This is a genomic window from Thioalkalivibrio sp. HK1, from assembly GCA_000583135.1.
In the GTDB taxonomy this organism is placed as follows: Bacteria; Pseudomonadota; Gammaproteobacteria; order HK1; family HK1; genus HK1.
This window is the reverse complement of the sequence record JFBG01000083.1, coordinates 46,614-65,610: the sequence shown is the minus strand read 5'-3', so window position 1 is coordinate 65,610 and position 18,997 is coordinate 46,614. Positions and strand designations below refer to the sequence as shown.

19 protein-coding genes are annotated in these 18,997 nt (G+C 60.3%); 8 read left to right on the top strand and 11 right to left on the bottom strand.

Going from position 1 to position 18,997, the window contains the following annotated elements; all coding sequences use genetic code 11:
- Window positions 1-231 precede the first annotated feature (231 nt).
- A complete protein-coding gene (locus BF99_RS0118260; RefSeq protein WP_231471455.1) occupies window positions 232-522 on the bottom strand; it encodes a hypothetical protein in 291 nt (96 codons plus the stop codon).
- Window positions 523-583: 61 nt separating this feature from the next.
- A complete protein-coding gene (locus BF99_RS0118255; protein WP_025772262.1) occupies window positions 584-1,036 on the bottom strand; it encodes an Hsp20/alpha crystallin family protein in 453 nt (150 codons plus the stop codon).
- Between the two features lie 772 nt (window positions 1,037-1,808).
- Between BF99_RS0118255 and BF99_RS0118235 the strand changes: the two genes are divergently transcribed.
- The 5 genes from BF99_RS0118235 (at window position 1,809) to BF99_RS0118210 (ending at window position 8,453) form a co-directional block, all read left to right on the top strand.
- Window positions 1,809-2,900, top strand: a complete 1,092-nt coding sequence (locus BF99_RS0118235) for a MotA/TolQ/ExbB proton channel family protein (RefSeq protein WP_156013470.1) — start codon at window positions 1,809-1,811, stop codon at window positions 2,898-2,900.
- The gene (locus BF99_RS0118230) at window positions 2,897-3,487 is read left to right on the top strand and encodes a hypothetical protein (protein ID WP_025772260.1); all 591 of its coding nucleotides are present in this window, start codon (window positions 2,897-2,899) and stop codon (window positions 3,485-3,487) included. The genes BF99_RS0118235 and BF99_RS0118230 overlap by 4 nt, the downstream gene beginning before the upstream one ends.
- Window positions 3,488-3,495: 8 nt before the next feature.
- Window positions 3,496-5,439: a hypothetical protein gene (locus BF99_RS0118225; RefSeq protein WP_025772259.1), complete on the top strand. Its 1,944-nt coding sequence runs from the start codon at window positions 3,496-3,498 to the stop codon at window positions 5,437-5,439.
- Entirely contained in the window at window positions 5,436-7,070 is a 1,635-nt protein-coding gene (locus tag BF99_RS0118220) for a formylglycine-generating enzyme family protein (RefSeq protein ID WP_025772258.1), read from the top strand. The genes BF99_RS0118225 and BF99_RS0118220 overlap by 4 nt, the downstream gene beginning before the upstream one ends.
- Before the next feature lie 138 nt (window positions 7,071-7,208).
- Window positions 7,209-8,453 (top strand): serine hydrolase domain-containing protein, encoded by a 1,245-nt coding sequence (locus BF99_RS0118210; RefSeq protein WP_231471454.1) that lies wholly within the window; start codon window positions 7,209-7,211, stop codon window positions 8,451-8,453.
- Here BF99_RS0118210 and BF99_RS0118205 read toward each other — a convergent pair.
- A complete protein-coding gene (locus BF99_RS0118205; protein WP_025772256.1) occupies window positions 8,438-8,722 on the bottom strand; it encodes a hypothetical protein in 285 nt (94 codons plus the stop codon). The two genes, BF99_RS0118210 and BF99_RS0118205, sit on opposite strands and share 16 nt — an antisense overlap.
- 15 nt (window positions 8,723-8,737) lie before the next feature.
- On the opposite strand from BF99_RS0118205, the gene BF99_RS0118200 reads away from it, so the two are divergent.
- Window positions 8,738-9,844 (top strand): LLM class flavin-dependent oxidoreductase, encoded by a 1,107-nt coding sequence (locus BF99_RS0118200; RefSeq protein ID WP_025772254.1) that lies wholly within the window; start codon window positions 8,738-8,740, stop codon window positions 9,842-9,844.
- Between the two features lie 472 nt (window positions 9,845-10,316).
- On the opposite strand, the gene BF99_RS0118185 is transcribed toward BF99_RS0118200, so the two are convergent.
- The 4 genes from BF99_RS0118185 to BF99_RS23145 all read right to left on the bottom strand — a co-directional run bounded on the left by BF99_RS0118185 (window position 10,317) and on the right by BF99_RS23145 (window position 12,886).
- Window positions 10,317-10,748, bottom strand: a complete 432-nt coding sequence (locus BF99_RS0118185) for a hypothetical protein (protein ID WP_025772250.1) — start codon at window positions 10,746-10,748, stop codon at window positions 10,317-10,319.
- A gap of 268 nt (window positions 10,749-11,016) precedes the next feature.
- Window positions 11,017-12,141: a mandelate racemase/muconate lactonizing enzyme family protein gene (locus BF99_RS0118175; RefSeq protein WP_197019217.1), complete on the bottom strand. Its 1,125-nt coding sequence runs from the start codon at window positions 12,139-12,141 to the stop codon at window positions 11,017-11,019.
- A gap of 29 nt (window positions 12,142-12,170) precedes the next feature.
- Entirely contained in the window at window positions 12,171-12,581 is a 411-nt protein-coding gene (locus BF99_RS0118170) for a VOC family protein (protein ID WP_025772248.1), read from the bottom strand.
- A gap of 83 nt (window positions 12,582-12,664) precedes the next feature.
- On the bottom strand, window positions 12,665-12,886 hold the full coding sequence (locus tag BF99_RS23145) for a hypothetical protein (RefSeq protein ID WP_156013468.1): 222 nt from the start codon (window positions 12,884-12,886) through the stop codon (window positions 12,665-12,667).
- A 73-nt stretch (window positions 12,887-12,959) separates the two neighbouring features.
- On the opposite strand from BF99_RS23145, the gene BF99_RS0118165 reads away from it, so the two are divergent.
- Both BF99_RS0118165 and BF99_RS0118160 read left to right on the top strand, forming a co-directional pair.
- The gene (locus BF99_RS0118165) at window positions 12,960-13,667 is read left to right on the top strand and encodes an SDR family oxidoreductase (protein ID WP_025772247.1); all 708 of its coding nucleotides are present in this window, start codon (window positions 12,960-12,962) and stop codon (window positions 13,665-13,667) included.
- Window positions 13,668-13,708: 41 nt separating this feature from the next.
- Window positions 13,709-14,413 carry a carbonic anhydrase gene (locus BF99_RS0118160; RefSeq protein WP_025772246.1) on the top strand — a complete coding sequence of 235 codons (705 nt, stop codon included), beginning with the start codon at window positions 13,709-13,711 and terminating at the stop codon, window positions 14,411-14,413.
- Window positions 14,414-14,609: 196 nt separating this feature from the next.
- Here BF99_RS0118160 and BF99_RS0118150 read toward each other — a convergent pair whose 3' ends face one another.
- From BF99_RS0118150 to BF99_RS0118135, 4 genes are all read right to left on the bottom strand, one after another.
- A complete protein-coding gene (locus BF99_RS0118150) occupies window positions 14,610-16,109 on the bottom strand; it encodes an ATP-binding protein (protein ID WP_025772243.1) in 1,500 nt (499 codons plus the stop codon).
- 153 nt (window positions 16,110-16,262) lie between these two features.
- Window positions 16,263-17,261 (bottom strand): Gfo/Idh/MocA family protein, encoded by a 999-nt coding sequence (locus BF99_RS0118145; RefSeq protein ID WP_025772242.1) that lies wholly within the window; start codon window positions 17,259-17,261, stop codon window positions 16,263-16,265.
- Complete coding sequence (locus BF99_RS0118140) at window positions 17,258-17,698, bottom strand: (2Fe-2S) ferredoxin domain-containing protein (RefSeq protein WP_025772240.1); 441 nt, start codon at window positions 17,696-17,698, stop codon at window positions 17,258-17,260. Before BF99_RS0118140 ends, BF99_RS0118145 begins: the two co-directional genes overlap by 4 nt.
- A 58-nt stretch (window positions 17,699-17,756) precedes the next feature.
- The gene (locus BF99_RS0118135; RefSeq protein ID WP_025772239.1) at window positions 17,757-18,863 is read right to left on the bottom strand and encodes a 4-oxalomesaconate tautomerase; all 1,107 of its coding nucleotides are present in this window, start codon (window positions 18,861-18,863) and stop codon (window positions 17,757-17,759) included.
- Window positions 18,864-18,997: the final 134 nt, after the last annotated feature.

Genomic DNA, 18,997 nt, shown 5'->3' with positions numbered 1-18,997 from the left:
TCAATCATAGCAGGCTGTGTCCTTTATTGAAGATGATTCTTGAAGTCGAATGATAGGCGGAGCGCCATCATGTCCGATCTGTCATGCGACACGATCTTGCGCCACCATGTAGGTATAGTAGATAAAGTCACAGAAAAAAGCAAGAAAACCAAGAGAAAAACGCGAGATTTTCGAGAGGGCGGGCATTTTGGAAAGAGTGCGAAGAGAGATAAAGCGCCGGGTGGGAGATCGTCAGGGTGTCGGATCGCCGCTCATCGGTGCGCGAGAGATTTTTTCTCCATCGGTTCGATCGATGATGATCGGATCGTTTGCGATCACCGCCATCGAATGTTCGCAGCTAAGGAGCGGTGGCTGGCTGTGTGACCTAAGGTTCGAGGTCTTGCCGCTCGCATCGCATCGAGGATAGCGGCGGCGTTCGCTGTCGGCTTTCGAGAAGAGGTAAAAAGGGGGGGTATCTTCGTTCTGGAGTGAATGCGCCGGGGTGTCGACTCGATAAAAAAGGGCGGAGCGGGAAGATATCACCCGCTCCACCCTCTTGGGGGGACGATCGCTTTGAATCATCCGCTGATGAGCCGGCGGATATTCAGGCGGCGACCGCAATGCGCTTGGGCTGCAACGAAGCCCGTTTCGGGATGTGCACCTTCAGCACGCCGTTGGTTCCGCGGGCGGTGATGGCATCCGCGTCGGCGGTATCGGGCAAGGCGAAGCGGCGCATGAAACTGCCGTGGACTCGCTCCACCCGACGGTACCGCTCGCTCCCGCTCTCGTCCTCGTTCGAGGCTTCGAAAGCGCGCTCGCCTTTGATCGAGAGGTAGCCGCTGTCGGCGGTGATCTCGATCTTCTCGGGATCGACCCCGGGGATGTCGGCGGTAATCAGGAACTCGTTGCCGTTTTCCTTGATATCCACCGCCGGAATCCAAGTGACGTTGGCCGCAGCCGACTTCGCGGTGTCAACGGGGCCTTGGGGGAAGGCGCGATTCATCTCGTTGTTCAAAAGGCGCATGGTGTGCCAAGGGCTGTAGGTGGTGAGCATCATGACAATCTCCTTCTTGGAGTGAGTGGACTTCATGTTCGGTGTTCTTGGCCCCGATCCTTTTCGATGGCCGAGGGCGGTGTGTCGCTCTTCGCCTCGGCAGGGTTTCGCCGTTCTTGCGAAAGCATCGGAGCCCCTTATCGATACAGATAGAAACGGTGCGAATTTTTTCAAGCGAATCGATTCGGAAATTCATCGCATCGAGCGCTCGTCCTATTCGGCGTTCCGGTCGACCCCTCTTCGGGTTCGCCGAAGCATCGGGTATCGCTCTTCGCTTCGGCGAGCCTTGCCAAGACATCGGGGCCGCTTGGTCGTATAGATAGAAACGGGGTGGTTTTTTTCAAGCGATGGCATCGGGCAGCGATTGAAAAAAACGCCATGAAGCTGCGAATGACAAGGTTTTTTCGTCGAACCCTTTCGATCGTCCGGCCGAGATCCCTTCGATTCGGGGTCGTTGTTCGATGACTTGCGATATTCTTGCCATCTCGGGAGGGTGGATATTCGATCCCTCCCAAGGGTCGGATGCGCACCTCCGGGTCGAACGAGTGGTTTTTCGTTCATCGGATGCAAGGGCGTCGGTCCTGCAAGGAATCGCTTCGAGGTCATCGATCGATCCCTTGGCGGTTTCCTCTTATGTATGATCAACGGATCGTATGGTTGCTTGGAAAATGCGAAGGTCCCGTATTCCTTCATTCGAAGCACCGGTCAATCGACCTCTCGTCATCAAGGCCTGCCGCCGCAATCGTTCGGGTCTACAAGGAGAAAGGTTCGCACCATGAGCGTGTCAATGCGTCTTGCCCTGGCTCTCTATCTGCTTGTCCTTGCGCTGCTTGCAATCAATATCGTCTACATCGTCGACTGGCCTTTGTGGGTATCCGCACTGGCGATTGGGCCGATGATCGCCGCCCTTGCGATCGCTCGGATCGCGCAATCGAGGCAATCGCAGGCTTCTTGGCACCGCAATCTCACGGTATTGGGTTGTTTGCAGGTGCTCGGGGTCATCGGTTTGGTGGCCACGGCGGCAACCCTTGCGGCGCCGGCTTGGCAGGTGATCGATAGCGGTACCAGCGCTTCGTGGGCGGGACACATGGCTCCGATGTTCGTGGCCGCCCTCGTTCTTTACGGTGCCAATCTATGGCTCGATACCACCTTGGGGGGCAGGCGCGAGGGGGTGGAGCGCATCGCCCGCCTATTATCCGGTCCCCGGCTTTTTCCGAGTCTGATCGCGTCCTTGCTCCTGTGTGCGGGATTGATCCTCGCTTTGGAGTGGTACGCCCAAAGCGGAGAGGGGGCGCGCGAGATCACCCGTCGCCTGCTGGAGCGCGGCATCATCCCTCCGATCACTCTGCTGCTCTTTTTCTGGGGCATTCTCCTGCTTCTCGGCAAGCGTTGGAATGCTTGGTACCTGCGTCTTGCGCTGACGCGCTGGCAAGTGGGCAATCGCGAAGGCGAGGGGGCGTCGGGTGGTCCTTTGGCCGTCGGCTTCGAGCGTTTGGCGCGGGCGGGCGATAGGGCGCAGCGCGAGGAGGATCTGCTTCTCCTTCGGCGCTGCTACGAGGAATCCTGCTTGTTGCCGCGCTATATCAGCTGGGCGGTTCCGATTTTGGGCTTTATCGGCACGGTGCTCGGGATTTCGTTGGCCGCGGACGGTATCCGTCGCATCATCGCTTCCGATGCCGGACTATCGAGTCTTTCGGGGGATTTGGGGGGGGCGATCGCTCCTTTGGGGATCGCCTTCGATACCACCTTGATCGCCCTTTCTCTGAGCGTGATCCTCACGCTCTTTCTCTCTTTGGTGCAGCGCAACGAGGAGCGGGCGTTGGCGGCTTTGGAGCGGGAGGTGCGGTCGGGACCTAGATCGCGATGAATGCCGGCGAGGACGATGCGCGGCAAGGAGGCGTCTCCGCGATCGCAGCGCAGGAGGAAAACAATGCGCCGATGATGGCCATTTTCGGCGGAGTCTTCGCCCTGATGTTGGTCTTTTTGTTGATCGTCAATATTTTTTCGAGCGAGGTGATGCGAGAACGCTTGGATCGCGGATTCGAGGACGGTGCCTATCGTATCGAGCGCATGGACGGGGGAGCGGGCTATGTGGTGATCGTATTCCCGGAGGTCTTGCGGGTCGTCGAGACCGGGGAATCGGTGCCCGCCAGTCGGATCTGTCAGTCGGACAGTCCTTTCAGGGCCTACGCGCAGAAGATCTATGCGAGCGACCAAGAGCAGATCGTCTTCGTCCTGCTCGAAGGGAGTATCGGCACGATGTTCGAGGCGAGAGAGTGTCTGCGCCGCGTGTGGCCCGATCGATTGCTCACCATCGGATGGGTGGTGGCCGACGGCGAATTCCTGCGCTCGATCTCTTTGGATGAGATTCCCTCCTATATCCGCGAATATTCGCAGGAGCAGGAGGAACAGATGCAACGACGACAGCAGCAACTGCAGCAACAAAATCGATAACGGGATCGATGATGCGCGCACGAAAGATCAGGCGGAGGGTGATGCCGGATTTCGCGGGGGTGGCCCTTGTCGATATTCTCGCCAACGGGGTGGCGATGTTGATCATCGTCATCGTGCTCAGCATCGCCACTCGCATGGAGCGCGAACAACGCCATGCGGAGCAGGCCGAGGAGGTCGGCACGGTGATGAGCCATCGTTTCAGCACCTCGTTGGTGCTCAATAGCCTCGCCGCCAGTCCCCCGGCGCAGTTGCACGACTACGAGAACTCGCCCCTCGATCAGGCTTGGGGGGATCCCGAGGTATTGCCGGTCCTCGAACTGCATCGGGGCTTCGTGCGAGAGCCCTATAGCGGGGCGGTCTGGCCTCGTCGCCTGCTGCTATCCGAGCGCAATCCGATGCATGCTTGGCTTTCCGATTTCAGCGACGATCGAAAAAGACGCCTGCGGATCGACATTTACGATATCGATCAGTTCTATGTGGTGATGGCGATCTTGCGCGACTACGGGATCGTCGGACGCCATTGGCATTTCGTGCCGGGGAATGTGTCGCTGGCCGGCGCTTTTCGCTGTCCGCCCGGGGTTCCTTCGAGGGATTGCCCGCATTCGCCGGCCGAGAACGAGCCGGTGGATCTGCCCGATCTGGCCCGCGCCGGGGGAACGACGCCGGGGGGCGAGGGCGAAGGGGAAGGCGAGAGCGAGGGGGATGGATGGCCCGGCGATGGCGATTTCGGGAGCGAAACGGGGGTCGAGGGGGGAGCCGGCCTCGCCCCCGGCCCGATGCCGAGCGGGGTCGTGCCCGGGGCGAGCGCCGCGGGATCGATGGGGGGGCAAGGCGATATGGCCGCCGGGGATCCGAGTCGAGGGGAGCCGGGCGGACAAGGAGGAGGGGGCGGACAAGGGCAGCAAAGGGGGCCGCAGGGGCGGGGTTTCGGGGCCGAGCCGGGTTCGATGGCCGATTCTTCGACCTTGGGCAGTTTCCCCGATATTCGTTCCGGTCGAAGGGGCGGCAGCGGCTCCGGCAGCGGCTCCGGCCAAGAGCGATCGGTTCGTTTTCGCATCGCCCTGCCCGAAACATTGCGTCAACGGGATCAGCCGCTTGCGGGCGGAAGCGAGACCGAGCGACTGGAGATGGAAAGGGTTTTCGGGGTCATCCTGCGTTATTTGGGGCATTTACAAGACACCTTGGATACCGGGGGCAGTCCGAGCAATCGCATTCGACGCTTCGCCGACGAGTTTCCTCGAACCATCGCAAATCCCCCTCCGTTGACCGCCGATGAGCGTCGTATCGCCGGAAGGTTGGCTCAAGATTTCACTTTCATGGAACTGCTGAACGGCCTTTCCTATCGCTATAGGCCCTTGGCCGTGGATGTGTTGGATCCGCAATCGGCGGATGATGCGATGTTGGTGATCGAGCCGAATCGCTTGATCGAGCGCTTGGGGATGAATCCGGGGATGGCGGCGTCGTTCGACGATACGCTCCCCGACGGTTTCGCTGCCGATCGTCGTCGGGGCGATTCCCGATCGCGGCGAGGGGCGGGGCAGCCGGTCGCCCGCGCGGAGCTCAACTTGAATGCCTATCCTGGAATCTGGAAGGGCAACGCCATCCCGATCGAGCCCTATTCGGTATTGATGATGCCGCCGGCTTTGGCTTCATCCGATCCTTCCGCGGCGGCGGAAGAGGAGGGATTTCGTTGGCGGGCGGTGGCTTATGTCGGCCCGGCTCTCGATGATTTCGTCTTCGGTTTCGTCTTCGCCCGGCTCGATGAAGAGGGTCGGTTGCGCATCCAGGCCGATACCAATCGGATTCGAATCAACGGCGAGTCTTGGTTCACCCATTATCGAGAGGCGGCTTTCGGAGCCAGAGGGTGGCTGGTGGCCCTCTATGCGGCGTTGGCCGCAGGTCTGTTGTTGCTGGTTCTCGGGCGTCGCCGATTGACGGGTCGTTTGGCATGAGGCGCGGGAATTGGTTGCTTGCCGGGGGATTGGCGCTGGCGCTGGGAGGGGTCGCTCTTTTCACCCGTCCGCTGATCCACGAGCTGCGAGCGGATAAAGTGGAGATCGCGCTCGGGATCCGGCCTGCGTCTTCGCCCAAGGCCCGCATCGTCGACGCATCCGTTTTGGAAGCCATCGAGAGCGGGGCGTTCGGCAACGAACTTCGAATTCGCCTCGATCGGCCGGGGCGCATGGTTCCGATCGAGCGTTTTGCCATCGATCGCTGCGAAGTGAGCCAGATCGACTACGAGCGCTTCGTCCGCTGGCGTCGCAATGAGAGCGCCCGTGCCCGAATCGAACGCGGACTTTCCGATTTGCGCCCGCCGTCAAGCCCGATACCGGATGGGAACGCCCCCCCCGATCCGCTGGCGAGCCTCTCGACCGGCCATCGCATCGCCGGATTGCTGACCTCCCCCGCCACCGGGATCGATCTCAATGCCGCGGTGCAATACTGCGAGGCGGTCGGCGGACGCTTGCCTTGGGCGGAGGAGCTCGAGGCGGCGGCGGGAGGCTCGGAGGGACGGCTCTACGCTTGGGGGGATGATTTCGATCCCGAAGTCTGGCCCTATCTCGATTCCTGGCGCAACTCATCGCGCGCTTGCGGTTCCCACCCGGCATCGGATTCGCCGCAAGGGGTGCACGACCTCAACGGCAATGCGATGGAGTGGAGCATGGGAAGTTTTGCCGAACCCACCGGTCGGCTGCGCCCTGCGGCCCATGGCGCTCCCGCGGTGCGGGCCACCGCTCGGGCGCTCTATGCCCTCAACTCGCTGTGGATTCGCATCGAGCCCGATCTTCGTAGCCATCACTTGGGATTTCGTTGCGTTTACGACAATGACCCGCCGTCGCAGTTTCCTTGGGGCGGCGAGCGGGGCGAGCGGGTGTGGATCGAGGGTGGGGACTATCCCGTCGGCCTTCCCTTGGACGTGCGTCTTGCCCGATTGGCTCGACTGCTGCCGAACGATCGGCTGCGTCACGCTCGCGACATGATGGCGGTTGCGGATGAATCCGAGCGTCGGATTCGACTCGGGCGCTGCGAGGTCACTCGGCGCGAGTATCGCGCTTTTTTGAGGGATCCCTTGGCGCGGGCCGGGCTTTTCGCCAACAAGAACGAACCGGAAGGCGAGAGCTATATCCCCCTTCAATGGAAGAAGCAGATCATCGATCCGGATCTGCCGGTATTCGGAATCAGTTGGTGGGCGGCGGACGCTTTCGCCCGTTGGGCCGGTGGGCGGTTGCCGCGGGTGGAAGAGTGGCAGTTGGCGGCGACGGGGGAGGCCGGCAGCGTCTATCCGTGGGGGAATGAATACGATCCGGAGGCGGCGATCACCGGCGATCTGCCGCAAGCGGGGCTGCAAGAGTGCGCAGCGGTGCAGATACGGGATGTGACGCCGGCCGGAGTGAAGCACCTTGCGGGCAATGTCTCGGAGTGGACCCAGAGTATTTCGGTCGATGGCGGCAACTATGCGATGTGGGTGCAAGGTGGAAACTGGCTTTTGCCCGGCGATATCCCGGCGCAAAATACCTTCGGTCGGTTGGTGCCGCTCAACTATCGCGCTCGCGGGGTCGGCTTGCGCTTGGTCTATGACTGAAAAAGCGAATCGAGTCGAATCGAAGCGAATCGGGATCACCGATTCTCCCATCCCATCGATTTCCTCGATCGATGCGCTTGGCCCGGCATTCGCCAAGCCCAAAGGCCTGCGAACTCGCATCCGGCGAAGGAGTGAGCGGTGATTGACCAAGGAAGCGACCGGCCGCAAGGGATGGCGAGCCCGAGCCCCGAGGCGCTCGGCTTTTCCTCTTCGCGTCTTGCCCGGATATCCAGGTGGATGCGTGGCTGGGTCGATTCCGGGCGCTTGCCCGGGTTGTTGGTGGCGATCATGCGGGGCGATAGCCCGGTGTGGTTCGAAACCTACGGCTATCGCGATGTCGGTGCGGGCTTGCCGCTCGAGGCCGATACCATCTTTCGCATTTACTCCATGACCAAGCCGATCACCTCGGTGGCGGCGTTGATGCTCTACGAGGAGGGGCATTTCCAGCTCGACGATCCGGTCTCGAAATTCATTCCCGCCTTCGACAGGACCGAGGTGTTTTCCGAAGGGGATGTCGATTCCTTTCGCACCGAACCCCTCGCATCGCCGATCACGGTGCACGATCTGATGGTCCATACCTCGGGCTTAAGCTACGGCTTCTTGCACGAGCATCCGGTGGATGCGCTCTATCGCGCCAACGGGATCGAGTTCAACGGCGGGGGCGATAGCCTGGAGGAGACGGTGGAGCGAACGGCGTCGATGCCGCTGCTTTTTCAGCCCGGTACGCGCTGGAACTACGGGGTTTCCACCGATGTTCTCGGGCGGCTGGTCGAGATTTGGTCGGGGATGTCGCTCGATGATTTTTTCCGGAAAAGAATTTTCGATCCCTTGCAGATGCCCGATACCGATTTTCATGTGCCGCCGGAAAAAGCCGAACGCTTGGCCGCGAATTATCTGCGCGGAAGCCGAGGCGATATCGTGCTCAAAGATTCTCCCGCCACCAGCGAATTCCTCGCTCCGCCGGCAACGCTTTCCGGCGGTGGCGGTCTGGTCGGCACCGCCGCCGATTACCTGCGCTTCATGCGCATGATGCGCAGCGGCGGGGCGCTTGGCGATAAGCGTCTTTTGGGGCGCAAGACCATGGGGATGATGGTGTCGAATCATCTGCCGGGAGATCTGGCGCAGATGGGTCGATCGCGATTTTCCGAGACCCCGCTTTTCGGGATCGGCTTCGGCCTCGGGGTGTCGGTGATGCTCGATCCGGTGCGAGCGCGAATCATCGGCTCCGTCGGGGAATATGCTTGGGGCGGGCTGGCGAGCACCGCATTTTGGGTCGATCCGGTGGAGGATGTGCTCGTCTTGCTGCTCACGCAACTGATCCCCTCGTCCGCATGGCCGATCCGCAGGGAACTTAGGACCTTGGTCTATCAGGCGTTGATCTGACCGATTCGGTCGGTTTTCATCCGATCCTCGCGATCCTCGAGGGTATCTTGTTTTTTCGGATCGCTTTCGAACTCGAAGCCTGCGATGCTCGATCCGATGCGCTCGTGCTCGTCTTGCTGCCGCCGCTTTGCCTTCTCGGTCGATTCGAAGGAGGTCTTCGTCTTCGGATATCGACCTGCCAAGGCGTCGATTCGGGCGATCGATAAGCGCCGCTTGCCCCAAGCCTCGCGCGATCTCGGATGCGCGATCCTCGAAAGGCTCTTTACCATGCTCTTTTTTCGATCATGAACTTAGGTCTTTTCATGCAACCGGTGCACCCGCCTTGGCGTGATATCGGCGAAGCCCTCGAAGAGGATCGGCAGGCGATTATGCTTGCGGATCGTCTCGCTTTCACCGAATGTTGGATCGGAGAGCATTTCACCGCGGTGACCGAGCCGATTTCCTCGCCCTTGATGTTCTGTGCGACATTGGTGCATCGGACGCGGCAGATCCGCTTCGGTTGCGGTGTTCTCGCATTGCCTGCGCAACATCCGGTGGTGGTCGCCTCGCAGGCTGCGCTTTTCGATCACTTGAGCGGTGGGCGCTTCCTGATGGGGGTGGGGCCGGGCACTTTATCGAGCGATGTCGAGGTCTTCGGGGTCGACGATATCGTTTGTCGATCGAAGATGATGGCCGAGTCTCTCGACATCATTTTGAGGCTATGGACCGACAAGGCACCCTTCGAGTTCGACGGCGAGTTTTTCCCCTTCTCGCTGCAGGATCTTTCGCGCCACCGCTTCGGGGTCGGCGCGCTGGTCAAACCCTTGCAAAAACCGCACCCGCCGGTGGCATTGTCGCTGACCGCGCCGGGATCGTTCAGCGCCGGGGTTTGCGGGGAGCGGGGATTCATCCCCGTCTCCGCCAATTTCATCCACTCGCGGCATGTGGCGAGTCATTGGACGACCTATCGGGAGGGCTGCGAGCGGGCGGGTCGCCGTCCGGATCCGGCGGTGTGGCGGATCGCACGCTCGATCTTCGTCAGCGATGACGAATCCTTGGCTTCGGATCGGGTCGCGGATCCACAAGGAGTTTTCGCTTGGTATTACGAATACCTTCTTTCCGGTTTTCGCCGGCGCGGAGCCGTCTTTCTTGTCAAGGAGAGCGATGAGGTCGCCGACGAGGCCATCACCCCGGTCGGCATCGCCGAATCCTTGGTGATCGCCGGAACACCGGATCGGGTTCTGGATCGGCTGATCGCGTTTCGAGAGGAGGTCGGGGATTTCGGCACCTTGCTCGATGTCGCCCACGATTGGCAGGATCCGGTGCTGGGCAAGCGTTCGATGCAGCTGCTGGCCGAGGAGGTCATGCCGCGCTTTCGTCGGCATTGCCAAGCGATCCGAAGGCCGATTTGAGCGGGGACTCGCCTTTTTCGAAGACGAAGCGCGTCTTGATAATTTGGATATGCGGGGTAAGGCAAGCGTTGGCGGGGGCAAGGCAATCTATCGGGGGGAACGATTCATCGATAAGGCTTCGGCTTTTCATCCAACGGTTGTTCATTCGAAGACTCGGACGATCCTCGAGTCTCGCCCTGAGGGGGCTGCAAGTTTCGAATCATCTCTTGGAGACGGTCGAATCTTTGCGCCTCCTCTTGGGCATACTTCGAGCTCACTTGCTGAAGTTGCTCGAACCCTCGCGCATTGACTTGCCGAGGTTGCTCGAACCCTCTCGCATTGACTTGCCGAAGTTGCTCGAATCCTCGTGCATTGACTTGCCGAAGTTGCTCGAACCCTCGTGCATTCTCTTGCCGAAGTTGCTCGAAACCCTTTGCCAGTTGTTCCCTCAGTAGTCGGTACTGCATCACCGAGAGACCTCGGAAATCCGCCATCAACGGGACTCCGGCTTTTCATTCGATGATTCGGACGATCCTCGAGATTCGCCCTGAGGAAGCTGCAAGTTTCGAATCATCTCTTCGAGATGTTCGAATCTTAGCGCGTTATCTTGGGCGTTCTTCGCATTCTCTTGCTGAAGATGTTCGAATCTTAGCGCGTTATCTTGGGCGTTCTTCGCAATCTCTTGTTGAAGTTGTTCGAATTTTTGTGTGCCATCTTGCTGAATTTGCTCGAATTTTTGCGCAGTCTCTTGCCGAATCTGCTCGAAGCCCTTCACCATTTCCTCTTTCAGCTGTTGGTATTGCACGATGCGCTCCTCCGATTTATCCATCGTCGCATTGACGTACCGGACGATCCAATACGTTGCCGCTCCTCCCGCGCCGATGACAAAGACAAGCGAGACGAGATTTTCTAGAATACCACTCATCGATGATCCTCGCTTTCAAGATTTCGAGGCGTCGAACTCGGTCGCGATCCCGGGCGACCATCCCATGATAGACCATCGCCATCGTCGAGAATTCGCCCTGCGGCGCACGGCCTGCTTTCCGTATAAGGAAGGCGGTGCTCGATGCCGATTCCCATATCGAAATCCTATCCGAACAAGAAAACCGCGGTCGATGAATTTTCGGGCGGGCGCCGCATCGTTCGCCCCCTTATTCGAAAGATCGTTGTTCCCAAGGGTCGCCGCCAAAGCATCAGGCGCCGAGTTCGCTGACGAGATAGTCGGCACCCTCTAACCAGCGAGGGTTGATTTCGACTCCCCATCCCGGCCCTTGGGGAACTTGTACCTTTCCCTCGCGGGCGACGAGGGCGGGGGTGAACAGACCCTCTTCCCAAGGGTAATAATCGCGCCCCTCGATGCTGAACTCGACATAAGGACCGGCACCGGGGATCGCCGCCATCAGATGCAAGGTGAAGACCGTTACCAAACTGAGGTTGGCGGAATGCGGGGTGCAGGGAAGCCCCGCTCGATATGCCATCGCCGCGACCTCCAAAGTACGAGTCAGTCCGCCGAGATAGCAGATATCCGGTTGCACGATATCCACCGCTCGCTCCTCGATCATCCGCCGCCAAAGGGCAAGGTCGCAATCCTGTTCTCCCCCGCTGACTTCGATGTCCAAAGGCTCCAAGGCGCGAGTGACCTCTTTGGTTCGATCCATCTCCCAATAGGGGCAGGGTTCTTCGAAGTGGCGGATGCCGTGATCGTTCAGCATCCTCCCGATCTCGATGGCATGAGGAGGGTCATAGCCGCTGTTGGCATCCGCCAGCAGATCGGCCTCGTCTCCCAAGGCCCGAGCGATGGCGGGCACGATCTCCTGTGTGCGCCCCGGCCACTCGTCTTGGTTGTGGCCGCACTCGCTCGCGATTCGAAACTTGAAGGCATCGTAGCCGTGGGCATCGCGCAGACGAAGGAGTCTTTGCGCTTCGTCCTCGGCGCCGATATCGCGCCGCATGCTCGAAGCGTAGACCCTCAAGGGGCGTGCGACACCCCCCAAGAGTTCACAGACCCCCATGCCCTCTCGCTTGCCCCGCAGATCCCATAAAGCGGTATCGAGACCGGCCATGGCCCGGCGTAGATAGGAGCCCGGAAATTTATGCTCCCGCTCGGTGATGCGCCGCATCAAGGATGCAAGATCGGCGTCGCTTTCGCCCAAGGCATGCGGCGCTACTTGTCGGTGGAGGATCGATGCGGTGATATCGGCATGGTAGGGTGCGGTTTGCCCCCAGCCCTCGCCGCCCTCATCGTCTCGTACCCGCACCATGCACACATATCGGGTACTCCAGCTCTCGATGCGCTTGATCTTCATGATGGATGTCACCTTGTCTCGGTCTTGTCGCGGATCGTCGCCTAAGCCTCGGGATCGGATGCGCTATCGATATTGAGCCCGTCATCGTCATAGCGGCTGATCTCGATCAGATTCCCGTCGGGGTCGCAAAAATAGATCGATTGCATCGCTCCCATCGCTCCGGTTTTCGCGACCGGACCTTCGAGGATATCGACCCCCTCGATTTTGAGGTGAGCGATCACCCGATCCAAGGTCCAAGTCGTGATCAGGCAGAGATCGCCGGATCCGACCGCGGCCCGATTTCTCTTTTCCTGACCCAAACGCTGCAAATTGATCTTTTGGGATCCGAAGTGAAGGGCGCGGCGTCCTTGGGCGAAATGACTGTCGCGCATCATCAGCGTTCGTCGGTAAAACGCCACCGATGACTCGATATCGCTGACGGTCAGTACCAAGTGGTCGAGATGGCTGATCATTCGCTGTCCTTTATCTCAAGTCATGTTCGATCGGAGCGACCGAACCCTTCGCTCTTTTGGGATCCGGCCGATGAAGGGCTCGGTCATCGCTTCCCTTGCAAGGAGAATGTCAACAAAATCGTAAGGAGTGAAAGAGCGAAATGTATCGCCCCTTCCGCCCTCGGCTCGATGCCGGGGGATTCGTTTTCGAAGGTACAATCGCCCCCGAAAGCGGTGGGCTCGAGCATAGCGGGAATTTCTCGAGCCATCGCATCGAGGATTCTCGCTGCGCTCGATGGGGCATCGCGTACGGCGTTATTTTGCATCGCCGATGGACTCCTTCGGCCTTCGAAAAAGCCGCAAAGCGTTCTCGATGGAATACGAGGAACCCACAAGACCATGAGCCAATCGAAGAGGGTTGCGATCATCACCGCCGCCGGCAGCGGCATGGGGGCCGGCGCCGCCCGCAGGCTGGCGGCGGACGGTTTCGATGTGGCCATTCTCTCCTCTTCCGGTCGGGGGGAAGCGCTGGCCAACGATCTCGGGGGTATCGGGGTGACCGGATCGAATGGCTCTTCGGAGGATCTGCAGCGTCTTGTCGATATGACCATGGAACGTTGGGGGCGAGTGGATGCTCTGGTCAACAGTGCCGGTCACGGCCCTCGGGCGGATCTGCTCGATCTTTCGGACGAGGATTGGCAAAAGGGGATGGAGGTCTATTTCCTCAGCGCAGTGCGCCCGATCCGCTTGGTCGCCCCGATCATGCAACGGCAAAGGGCGGGGGCGATCGTCAATATCTCGACCTTCGCCGCCTTCGAGCCCGACCCCGTTTTTCCGACCTCGGGCGTGTTTCGCGCCGGGCTTGCGGCGTGGACCAAACTCTTCGCCGACCGCTACGCCGCCGATAATATTCGCATCAACAACGTTCTTCCCGGTTTCATCGACAGCCTGCCGGAAAAACCTGAGTTTCGCGAGCGCATCCCGATGCGGCGCTATGGAAGGACGGGGGAGATCGCCGAGCTCATCGCCTTTCTCGTCGGCCCCGGTGGCGGCTATATCACCGGTCAGAATATTCGCGCCGATGGCGGAATCACCCGATCGATTTGATGGCGGCCATCCGATAGCGGCCAGGAGGGGATCGAAGGACGATGTCCGATAGCGTGGTTTGGGGTTATGCAGGTGCCATCGGCCCTTCCTGTTGGGGTGGATTGCGCTCGGAGTTCTCTTTATGCGATTGCGGCAAGGAGCAATCGCCGATCGATCTTGCACAGCCCGAGAGATTGCCTCTTTCTCCGATCGAATTCGATTATCGGCAGGTCAGGGCAGGAGTCGGCGATGTCATCGATACCGGCACCACGCTGCAGCTGAACTGTGCATCGGGTGGCGGCATTCGTATCGATGGCATTCGCTACGATCTGGTGCAACTGCATTTCCATCATGGCAGCGAGCACTTGATCGATGGGCGCCGTTTGGCCATGGAGCTGCACTTGGTGCATCGATCGAAGGAGGGGGATATCTGCGTGATCGGGGTCTTGTTGGAGGAAGGGGCGCACAATCACGCCTTCGATCCGATCTGGCGCCACCTGCGCAAAGGAAAGGAAAGCGACGGCATCGGGGTCGATGAGTCGCCGGCCACCGTGGATCCGGCGAGCCTCCTGCCGGTGCGACGCAGCACTTGGCGCTATCGGGGGTCGTTGACGACCCCGCCATGCAAAGAGGGGGTGCGGTGGCTGGTGATGACCGAGCCATCGAGCCTTTCGTCGGCGCAAATCGCCGCTTACGGGGCGGTCTATCCCGACAGCCATCGTCCGGTGCAGCCCTTGGGGGAGCGGATATTGGCCTGCGATGCTTAAAGCGGACCCGAATCTTTCGATCATCCGTGCGCTTTTTCTTTTTCGCATCTCGATCCGACCGAAGGGTGGGATCGCACTCGAAGATGCGTCCGCCCCCGACGATACGCAGCAAGGAGAATCGCTCGGCGCCGTCGAAGGATCGATGATCGAGTCATCGGCTTGTCATCGATGAACGACGTCGAAGATCGAGATGCATTCACTCCAAGGCGATGAAGTTGGATTTGCGAGGGGCCCAAAAAGGAAGCCACGATTCTCTTCGGTGGTCTTGGTCGCCGTCGATTGTCTCCAAGGCCACAAGACCGGCATCGCTCGCCTTTTTTAAAATGCGGGCGCTCGCCTTCGTTCCATTCTCGTCCTCTTCGAATCCCATCCGCCTTCGAAAGGAGGCGCAGGTCATCGTTTGGCCGGTGATCTGACGCAAGCAGGCATGTTGGTAGCAGGCCCGAAGTCTTTCGCCGCCGCTCATCTCCATCGATGCCCTCGGCGCATAGAGCGTCGCCTTGGTGCCCTTCGATGTCTCCTCGAAAAGCGGCGGCGGTAAGTGCAATCTCTCTGCGATGGCGATCACCTTATCGAGGCCGCTATCCCACGCCGCTCGAATTCCCAGTCCCCGCGTTTGCGAAGCCAAGGCCTCGTTTCGGTATTCGGGGGGCGAGTCCACGAAACGCGCAGGATCCATCACCGCTTTGCCGGGGTTGGTGAACTCGATACGATCGTCGAAGACGTCCACTTGCGGTCCTTCGTCGATGATGCGCAAGTCCTGATGGACGAGGGCGTTGATCAATAGTTCGCGAATGGCCGCTTCGAGACCGGCATCGGGGCGAGGATGGCCGGTCGCAAAGGCACTTGTCTTGGGGAGCAGGCTTCGTATTCGCTTTGCGAGCGAGGCGAAACCCAAGGCATAGCCTTTTCGGTGCGGCGGCCGCTCGCAAGGGCGTTTTCGATCCCGGCCCCGATATCGAACGATCCTCACCATCTTGTGTTTCAGGTGATCGAATTGCGATAGATTCCGGGCGAGCAGCAGCGCTCCGAGATTGGTGATATCGACATATCGGCCCCCGGCCCGGATAAGACCGGCTTTGTGCAGCATCTGAAAGACGATTCGCTCGTCGGTGATCGCCGCCAGCCCCGCTAGGCGAAACCAAGTCGGGATATCGAGCAGGCGCATGATGCGACCGCCTTCTACCCGATCCTTGGCGATATCCTCCTCGAAAGGGGCCTCGTCGAGGATGTCGAGCAGTCGTTGCTTCAACGAGGGCTTCTCGTCGATGCAGATCGCGCGACCGTCGTTGCGGACATATTCGATCCCTTTGAAGGTCGCCGGTCGTTTGAAGGCATGACCGACTTGCAAGACGATGACCTGCAAGCCACCGATCGTCGCCTTGCAAAAGCGAAAATCGATTTGCGGTTTGATCAGGCGCCCTAGCCAATGAGCGAGCGGCTCGTCGCCTTTTTTCATGGCAAGGGGAGTAAAGCGCGTCCCCGTGATTGTCCGGCGACGATCCTCGATTCCCCATAAAGCGTAGGCGTGGGTCTTTGCGTGCAACGCCGCGGAATTGGCCAGCGCCGAAATCGATATCCCGATATCGTCGGGATTGACGCTGCGGGCGATCTCGAGCCATCGGGTATCGTTCGGCGAGAAGAGCAGGCGATCGACGAGGCTTGTCAGATAGCCCGGATATTCCAGTGGATTCATATCGCTTGTCTGGCTGATGATCGCCGGCCGGCGCCGTCGATCCTTGTCGGTCGACTATCGATGATCGATTGCCGACATCGGCGGGCGGAGTTTTTTTACAGTGGCCGAATCCGATCCTCTTCGAAGCGAGGAAGATCGGGCAGAGGTCGTTTCCTAAGGCGAGCCCGAAGCGATGGCTCGCTCGATCAGCTCGATATTGCGCAAACCCTCCTCGCCATCGACCTCGGGATTGCGATCCTCTCGAATCGATGCCGAAAAATCCTCGATCTCTTCGGCGTAAGGGTCGACGATCGAGAAGGGGAGGTCACCTTCGTGGGTGCAAATGGAGCCCGTCCCTTGCATCCCCAAGGTATTTTCGCAGATCGCATAGCCATCGCTGCCGTAGATCTCCATGCGCCTCGGGGCATCGAAGAGGACCGATGTGCATAACTCCGCCGTGGCTCCGGATTCGAATTCGAAGTGGATAAGGGCGGTTTCGTCATGCGGCCCTCGATGCACCCGACGGGTGATTTGCGCTCCTTGGCGAAGGATCTCACCGCACGAGGGACGCATCATCCAGCGGATCTGATCGATGCAGTGGGTGCCGACGGCGGCCAGCCCCCACCATTGCCCGACTTCGGGGCGGGCGCGCCAGTTGGAGGGGTCGGCGAGGATCGGCCATTGCACGCGTAAATGTCGCAAGGTGCCGAATTCCCCGGCCTGTACCTTATGGTGGAGGATGCGATGCCCTCGATGCCAGCGAAGGTGGTAGGCGATCCCCAGTTTGACTCCGGCTTCCCGGCAAGCGGCGTTCATTTTTTCGGCGTCGGCCGAGGTGGTCGCCATCGGTTTTTCGCACAGGACGTGCTTGCCCGCCTTCGCCGCCTCGAGGCATTGACCGGCGTGCAAGCCATCGGGGGATGCGATCAGCACCGCATCCAGATCCGGATCGGCCAGCAGCGCTGCGAGGTCGTCGAAGGCGGGATCGGGGGCGGCGGCCCGGTGGCGCTGGGCGAAGTCGCGGGCGCGCCCGAGGTCGCGGCTGAATACGCTCCACAGCTCCACCTCGGACGATCCGGCGATGGCCGGGGCCAAGGATCGATCGGCGATTCGGCCGGTGGCGATCATCGCGATGCGCAAGGCGCGGCTTCCAAGGTCGTCGGTCGTGGTCATGGTGCTTCGTTTCGGTGGATCGGCGAGGGATCGCCCGTGGGCGAAGGCAGGGGTCGAAAGGCGAAGATATATTCTTCGACCGGTCGCCCCCCGATCAGATGTTCTTGGATGATGCGTTCGAGCACCGAAGGGGTGCACGAACGATACCAGATGCCATCGGGATAGACGAGGGCGATCGGTCCGTGAAGGCAAACGCGCAGGCAATTGACTTTGCTGCGATAGACGCCTTGGGCTTCGCTCAGCCCGAGATCGGCCAAGCGCTTTTTCAGATAGTCCCACGAAGCCAAGCCGAGGGTCTTCGGGCAGCATTTGGGCTCGCTCTGATCGCTGCAGAGCAGGATATGGCGCCTGATCTGGCGGATTCGCAGTTTTTCGACCGCGCTCTCCAACCCCTCGTCGCCGGGTTCGGACTTGAGTTTGTCGGTGGAAGGAGTCATCGCGCCAGGGAAGTCGAATCGCTCGGGGAATGGAAATCTTCGGCGGCAAAGCGCAGGCTCATGCCGAGTTTTCGGCCTTCGGATCCCAGATCGAGCGGGGGATAAGGATCTCCCCTCGGGCCAGCAAGCGTGCGGTGCGTAGCAGGCTTGCGGATCGGATCCGGATATCGCGATCTTTTCGTTCGTAATCCATCAGCAGATCGAAAAAGCCCATCGGGTGCTCGATGCGTATCGGGGCGGGGTTTTCTCGTATCGGGGCGACGAGATCCTCGGCCACGGTGCCCGGGGTGAGGGCGCAAGCGGCGATGCACTGTCCGCTGGTGACCGCCATGCTTGGATGACACTTCCAAGGCGTGAAGTAGCGAGCGGCGATGGTGCCGCCGGAGCGCGCTTTCGCAAGCAGGGCGAATTTGGGGACCACGGAGTGACTTGCATCCCCCAAGCCCATGCGCTTGCCCGCTTCGATGCGCACCGATTCCATCTTGGCCAGAAGCTCCGGGCGGTGATTCAGATCCTCTCCGCTCTCGTGCCCCGATAGATCGAAATCCCGCGCCCGAGCCATGACCACCGGCATGGCCACATCCATGCAGGTGAGTTCGATCCCTTGGATGGTCTCTCGGACATTTCCCGTCGGCATGAGCGTACCGGTCAAGGAGCCGACGGTATCCATGAAACTCAGTCGTACCGGGGAAGCGCTGCCAGGAACCCCGTCGATGCGGGCAGCGCCCTCGTAGACGACCCGTCCTTCGGGGGTGCGAACGAGGGATTCGATTCGCGCTCCGGTATTCACCGATCGAATGCGCACCGTGGTGGTTTCGTCTCGAGCCTCGACGAGCCCCATTTCGATCGCCGCCGGGCCGACTCCGGACAGGATATTGCCGCAGGTGGGTCGATAGTCGACGGATCGATCGTCGACCCCCACTTGGGCGAAGAAATAGTCGATATCGTATCCGGCCTCTTTCGCCGATGACAGCATCGCCACCTTGGTGGTCACCGAGGCTCCGCCCCCGATTCCGTCGATATTCAAGGGATGGCCGGCGCCCAAGGCTGAGATCAGGACTTGCGTCAGTCGTTCTCGATCCTCGGGCAGATCCGAACGCCGGAAATAAGGTCCGCGCGAGGTGCCGCCGCGTAGAAAAAGAAAGGGGATGGGGGTTTGGCTCATGCGCTGTGGCTCTTGGTAACCGGTGTTGATCGGGCTCGATGGAAAAAAGACGATGCTCGATATGGATATCCGATATCGAGGGCCGATATCGAGGGCCAATATCGAAAGCGAGATTCGGCGCCGCTCGGCTTGGG

What these genes read in the sequence shown, in the direction of transcription:
- BF99_RS0118255 (WP_025772262.1), bottom strand. Translation starts at nt 1,036, where the DNA reads ATGATGCTCACCACCTACAGCCCTTGGCACACCATGCGCCTTTTGAAC.
- BF99_RS0118235 (WP_156013470.1), top strand. Translation starts at nt 1,809, where the DNA reads ATGAGCGTGTCAATGCGTCTTGCCCTGGCTCTCTATCTGCTTGTCCTT.
- BF99_RS0118230 (WP_025772260.1), top strand. Translation starts at nt 2,897, where the DNA reads ATGAATGCCGGCGAGGACGATGCGCGGCAAGGAGGCGTCTCCGCGATC.
- BF99_RS0118225 (WP_025772259.1), top strand. Translation starts at nt 3,496, where the DNA reads ATGATGCGCGCACGAAAGATCAGGCGGAGGGTGATGCCGGATTTCGCG.
- BF99_RS0118220 (WP_025772258.1), top strand. Translation starts at nt 5,436, where the DNA reads ATGAGGCGCGGGAATTGGTTGCTTGCCGGGGGATTGGCGCTGGCGCTG.
- BF99_RS0118205 (WP_025772256.1), bottom strand. Translation starts at nt 8,722, where the DNA reads ATGGTAAAGAGCCTTTCGAGGATCGCGCATCCGAGATCGCGCGAGGCT.
- BF99_RS0118200 (WP_025772254.1), top strand. Translation starts at nt 8,738, where the DNA reads ATGAACTTAGGTCTTTTCATGCAACCGGTGCACCCGCCTTGGCGTGAT.
- BF99_RS0118185 (WP_025772250.1), bottom strand. Translation starts at nt 10,748, where the DNA reads ATGAGTGGTATTCTAGAAAATCTCGTCTCGCTTGTCTTTGTCATCGGC.
- BF99_RS0118170 (WP_025772248.1), bottom strand. Translation starts at nt 12,581, where the DNA reads ATGATCAGCCATCTCGACCACTTGGTACTGACCGTCAGCGATATCGAG.
- BF99_RS23145 (WP_156013468.1), bottom strand. Translation starts at nt 12,886, where the DNA reads ATGCAAAATAACGCCGTACGCGATGCCCCATCGAGCGCAGCGAGAATC.
- BF99_RS0118165 (WP_025772247.1), top strand. Translation starts at nt 12,960, where the DNA reads ATGAGCCAATCGAAGAGGGTTGCGATCATCACCGCCGCCGGCAGCGGC.
- BF99_RS0118160 (WP_025772246.1), top strand. Translation starts at nt 13,709, where the DNA reads ATGTCCGATAGCGTGGTTTGGGGTTATGCAGGTGCCATCGGCCCTTCC.
- BF99_RS0118150 (WP_025772243.1), bottom strand. Translation starts at nt 16,109, where the DNA reads ATGAATCCACTGGAATATCCGGGCTATCTGACAAGCCTCGTCGATCGC.
- BF99_RS0118145 (WP_025772242.1), bottom strand. Translation starts at nt 17,261, where the DNA reads ATGACCACGACCGACGACCTTGGAAGCCGCGCCTTGCGCATCGCGATG.
- BF99_RS0118140 (WP_025772240.1), bottom strand. Translation starts at nt 17,698, where the DNA reads ATGACTCCTTCCACCGACAAACTCAAGTCCGAACCCGGCGACGAGGGG.
- BF99_RS0118135 (WP_025772239.1), bottom strand. Translation starts at nt 18,863, where the DNA reads ATGAGCCAAACCCCCATCCCCTTTCTTTTTCTACGCGGCGGCACCTCG.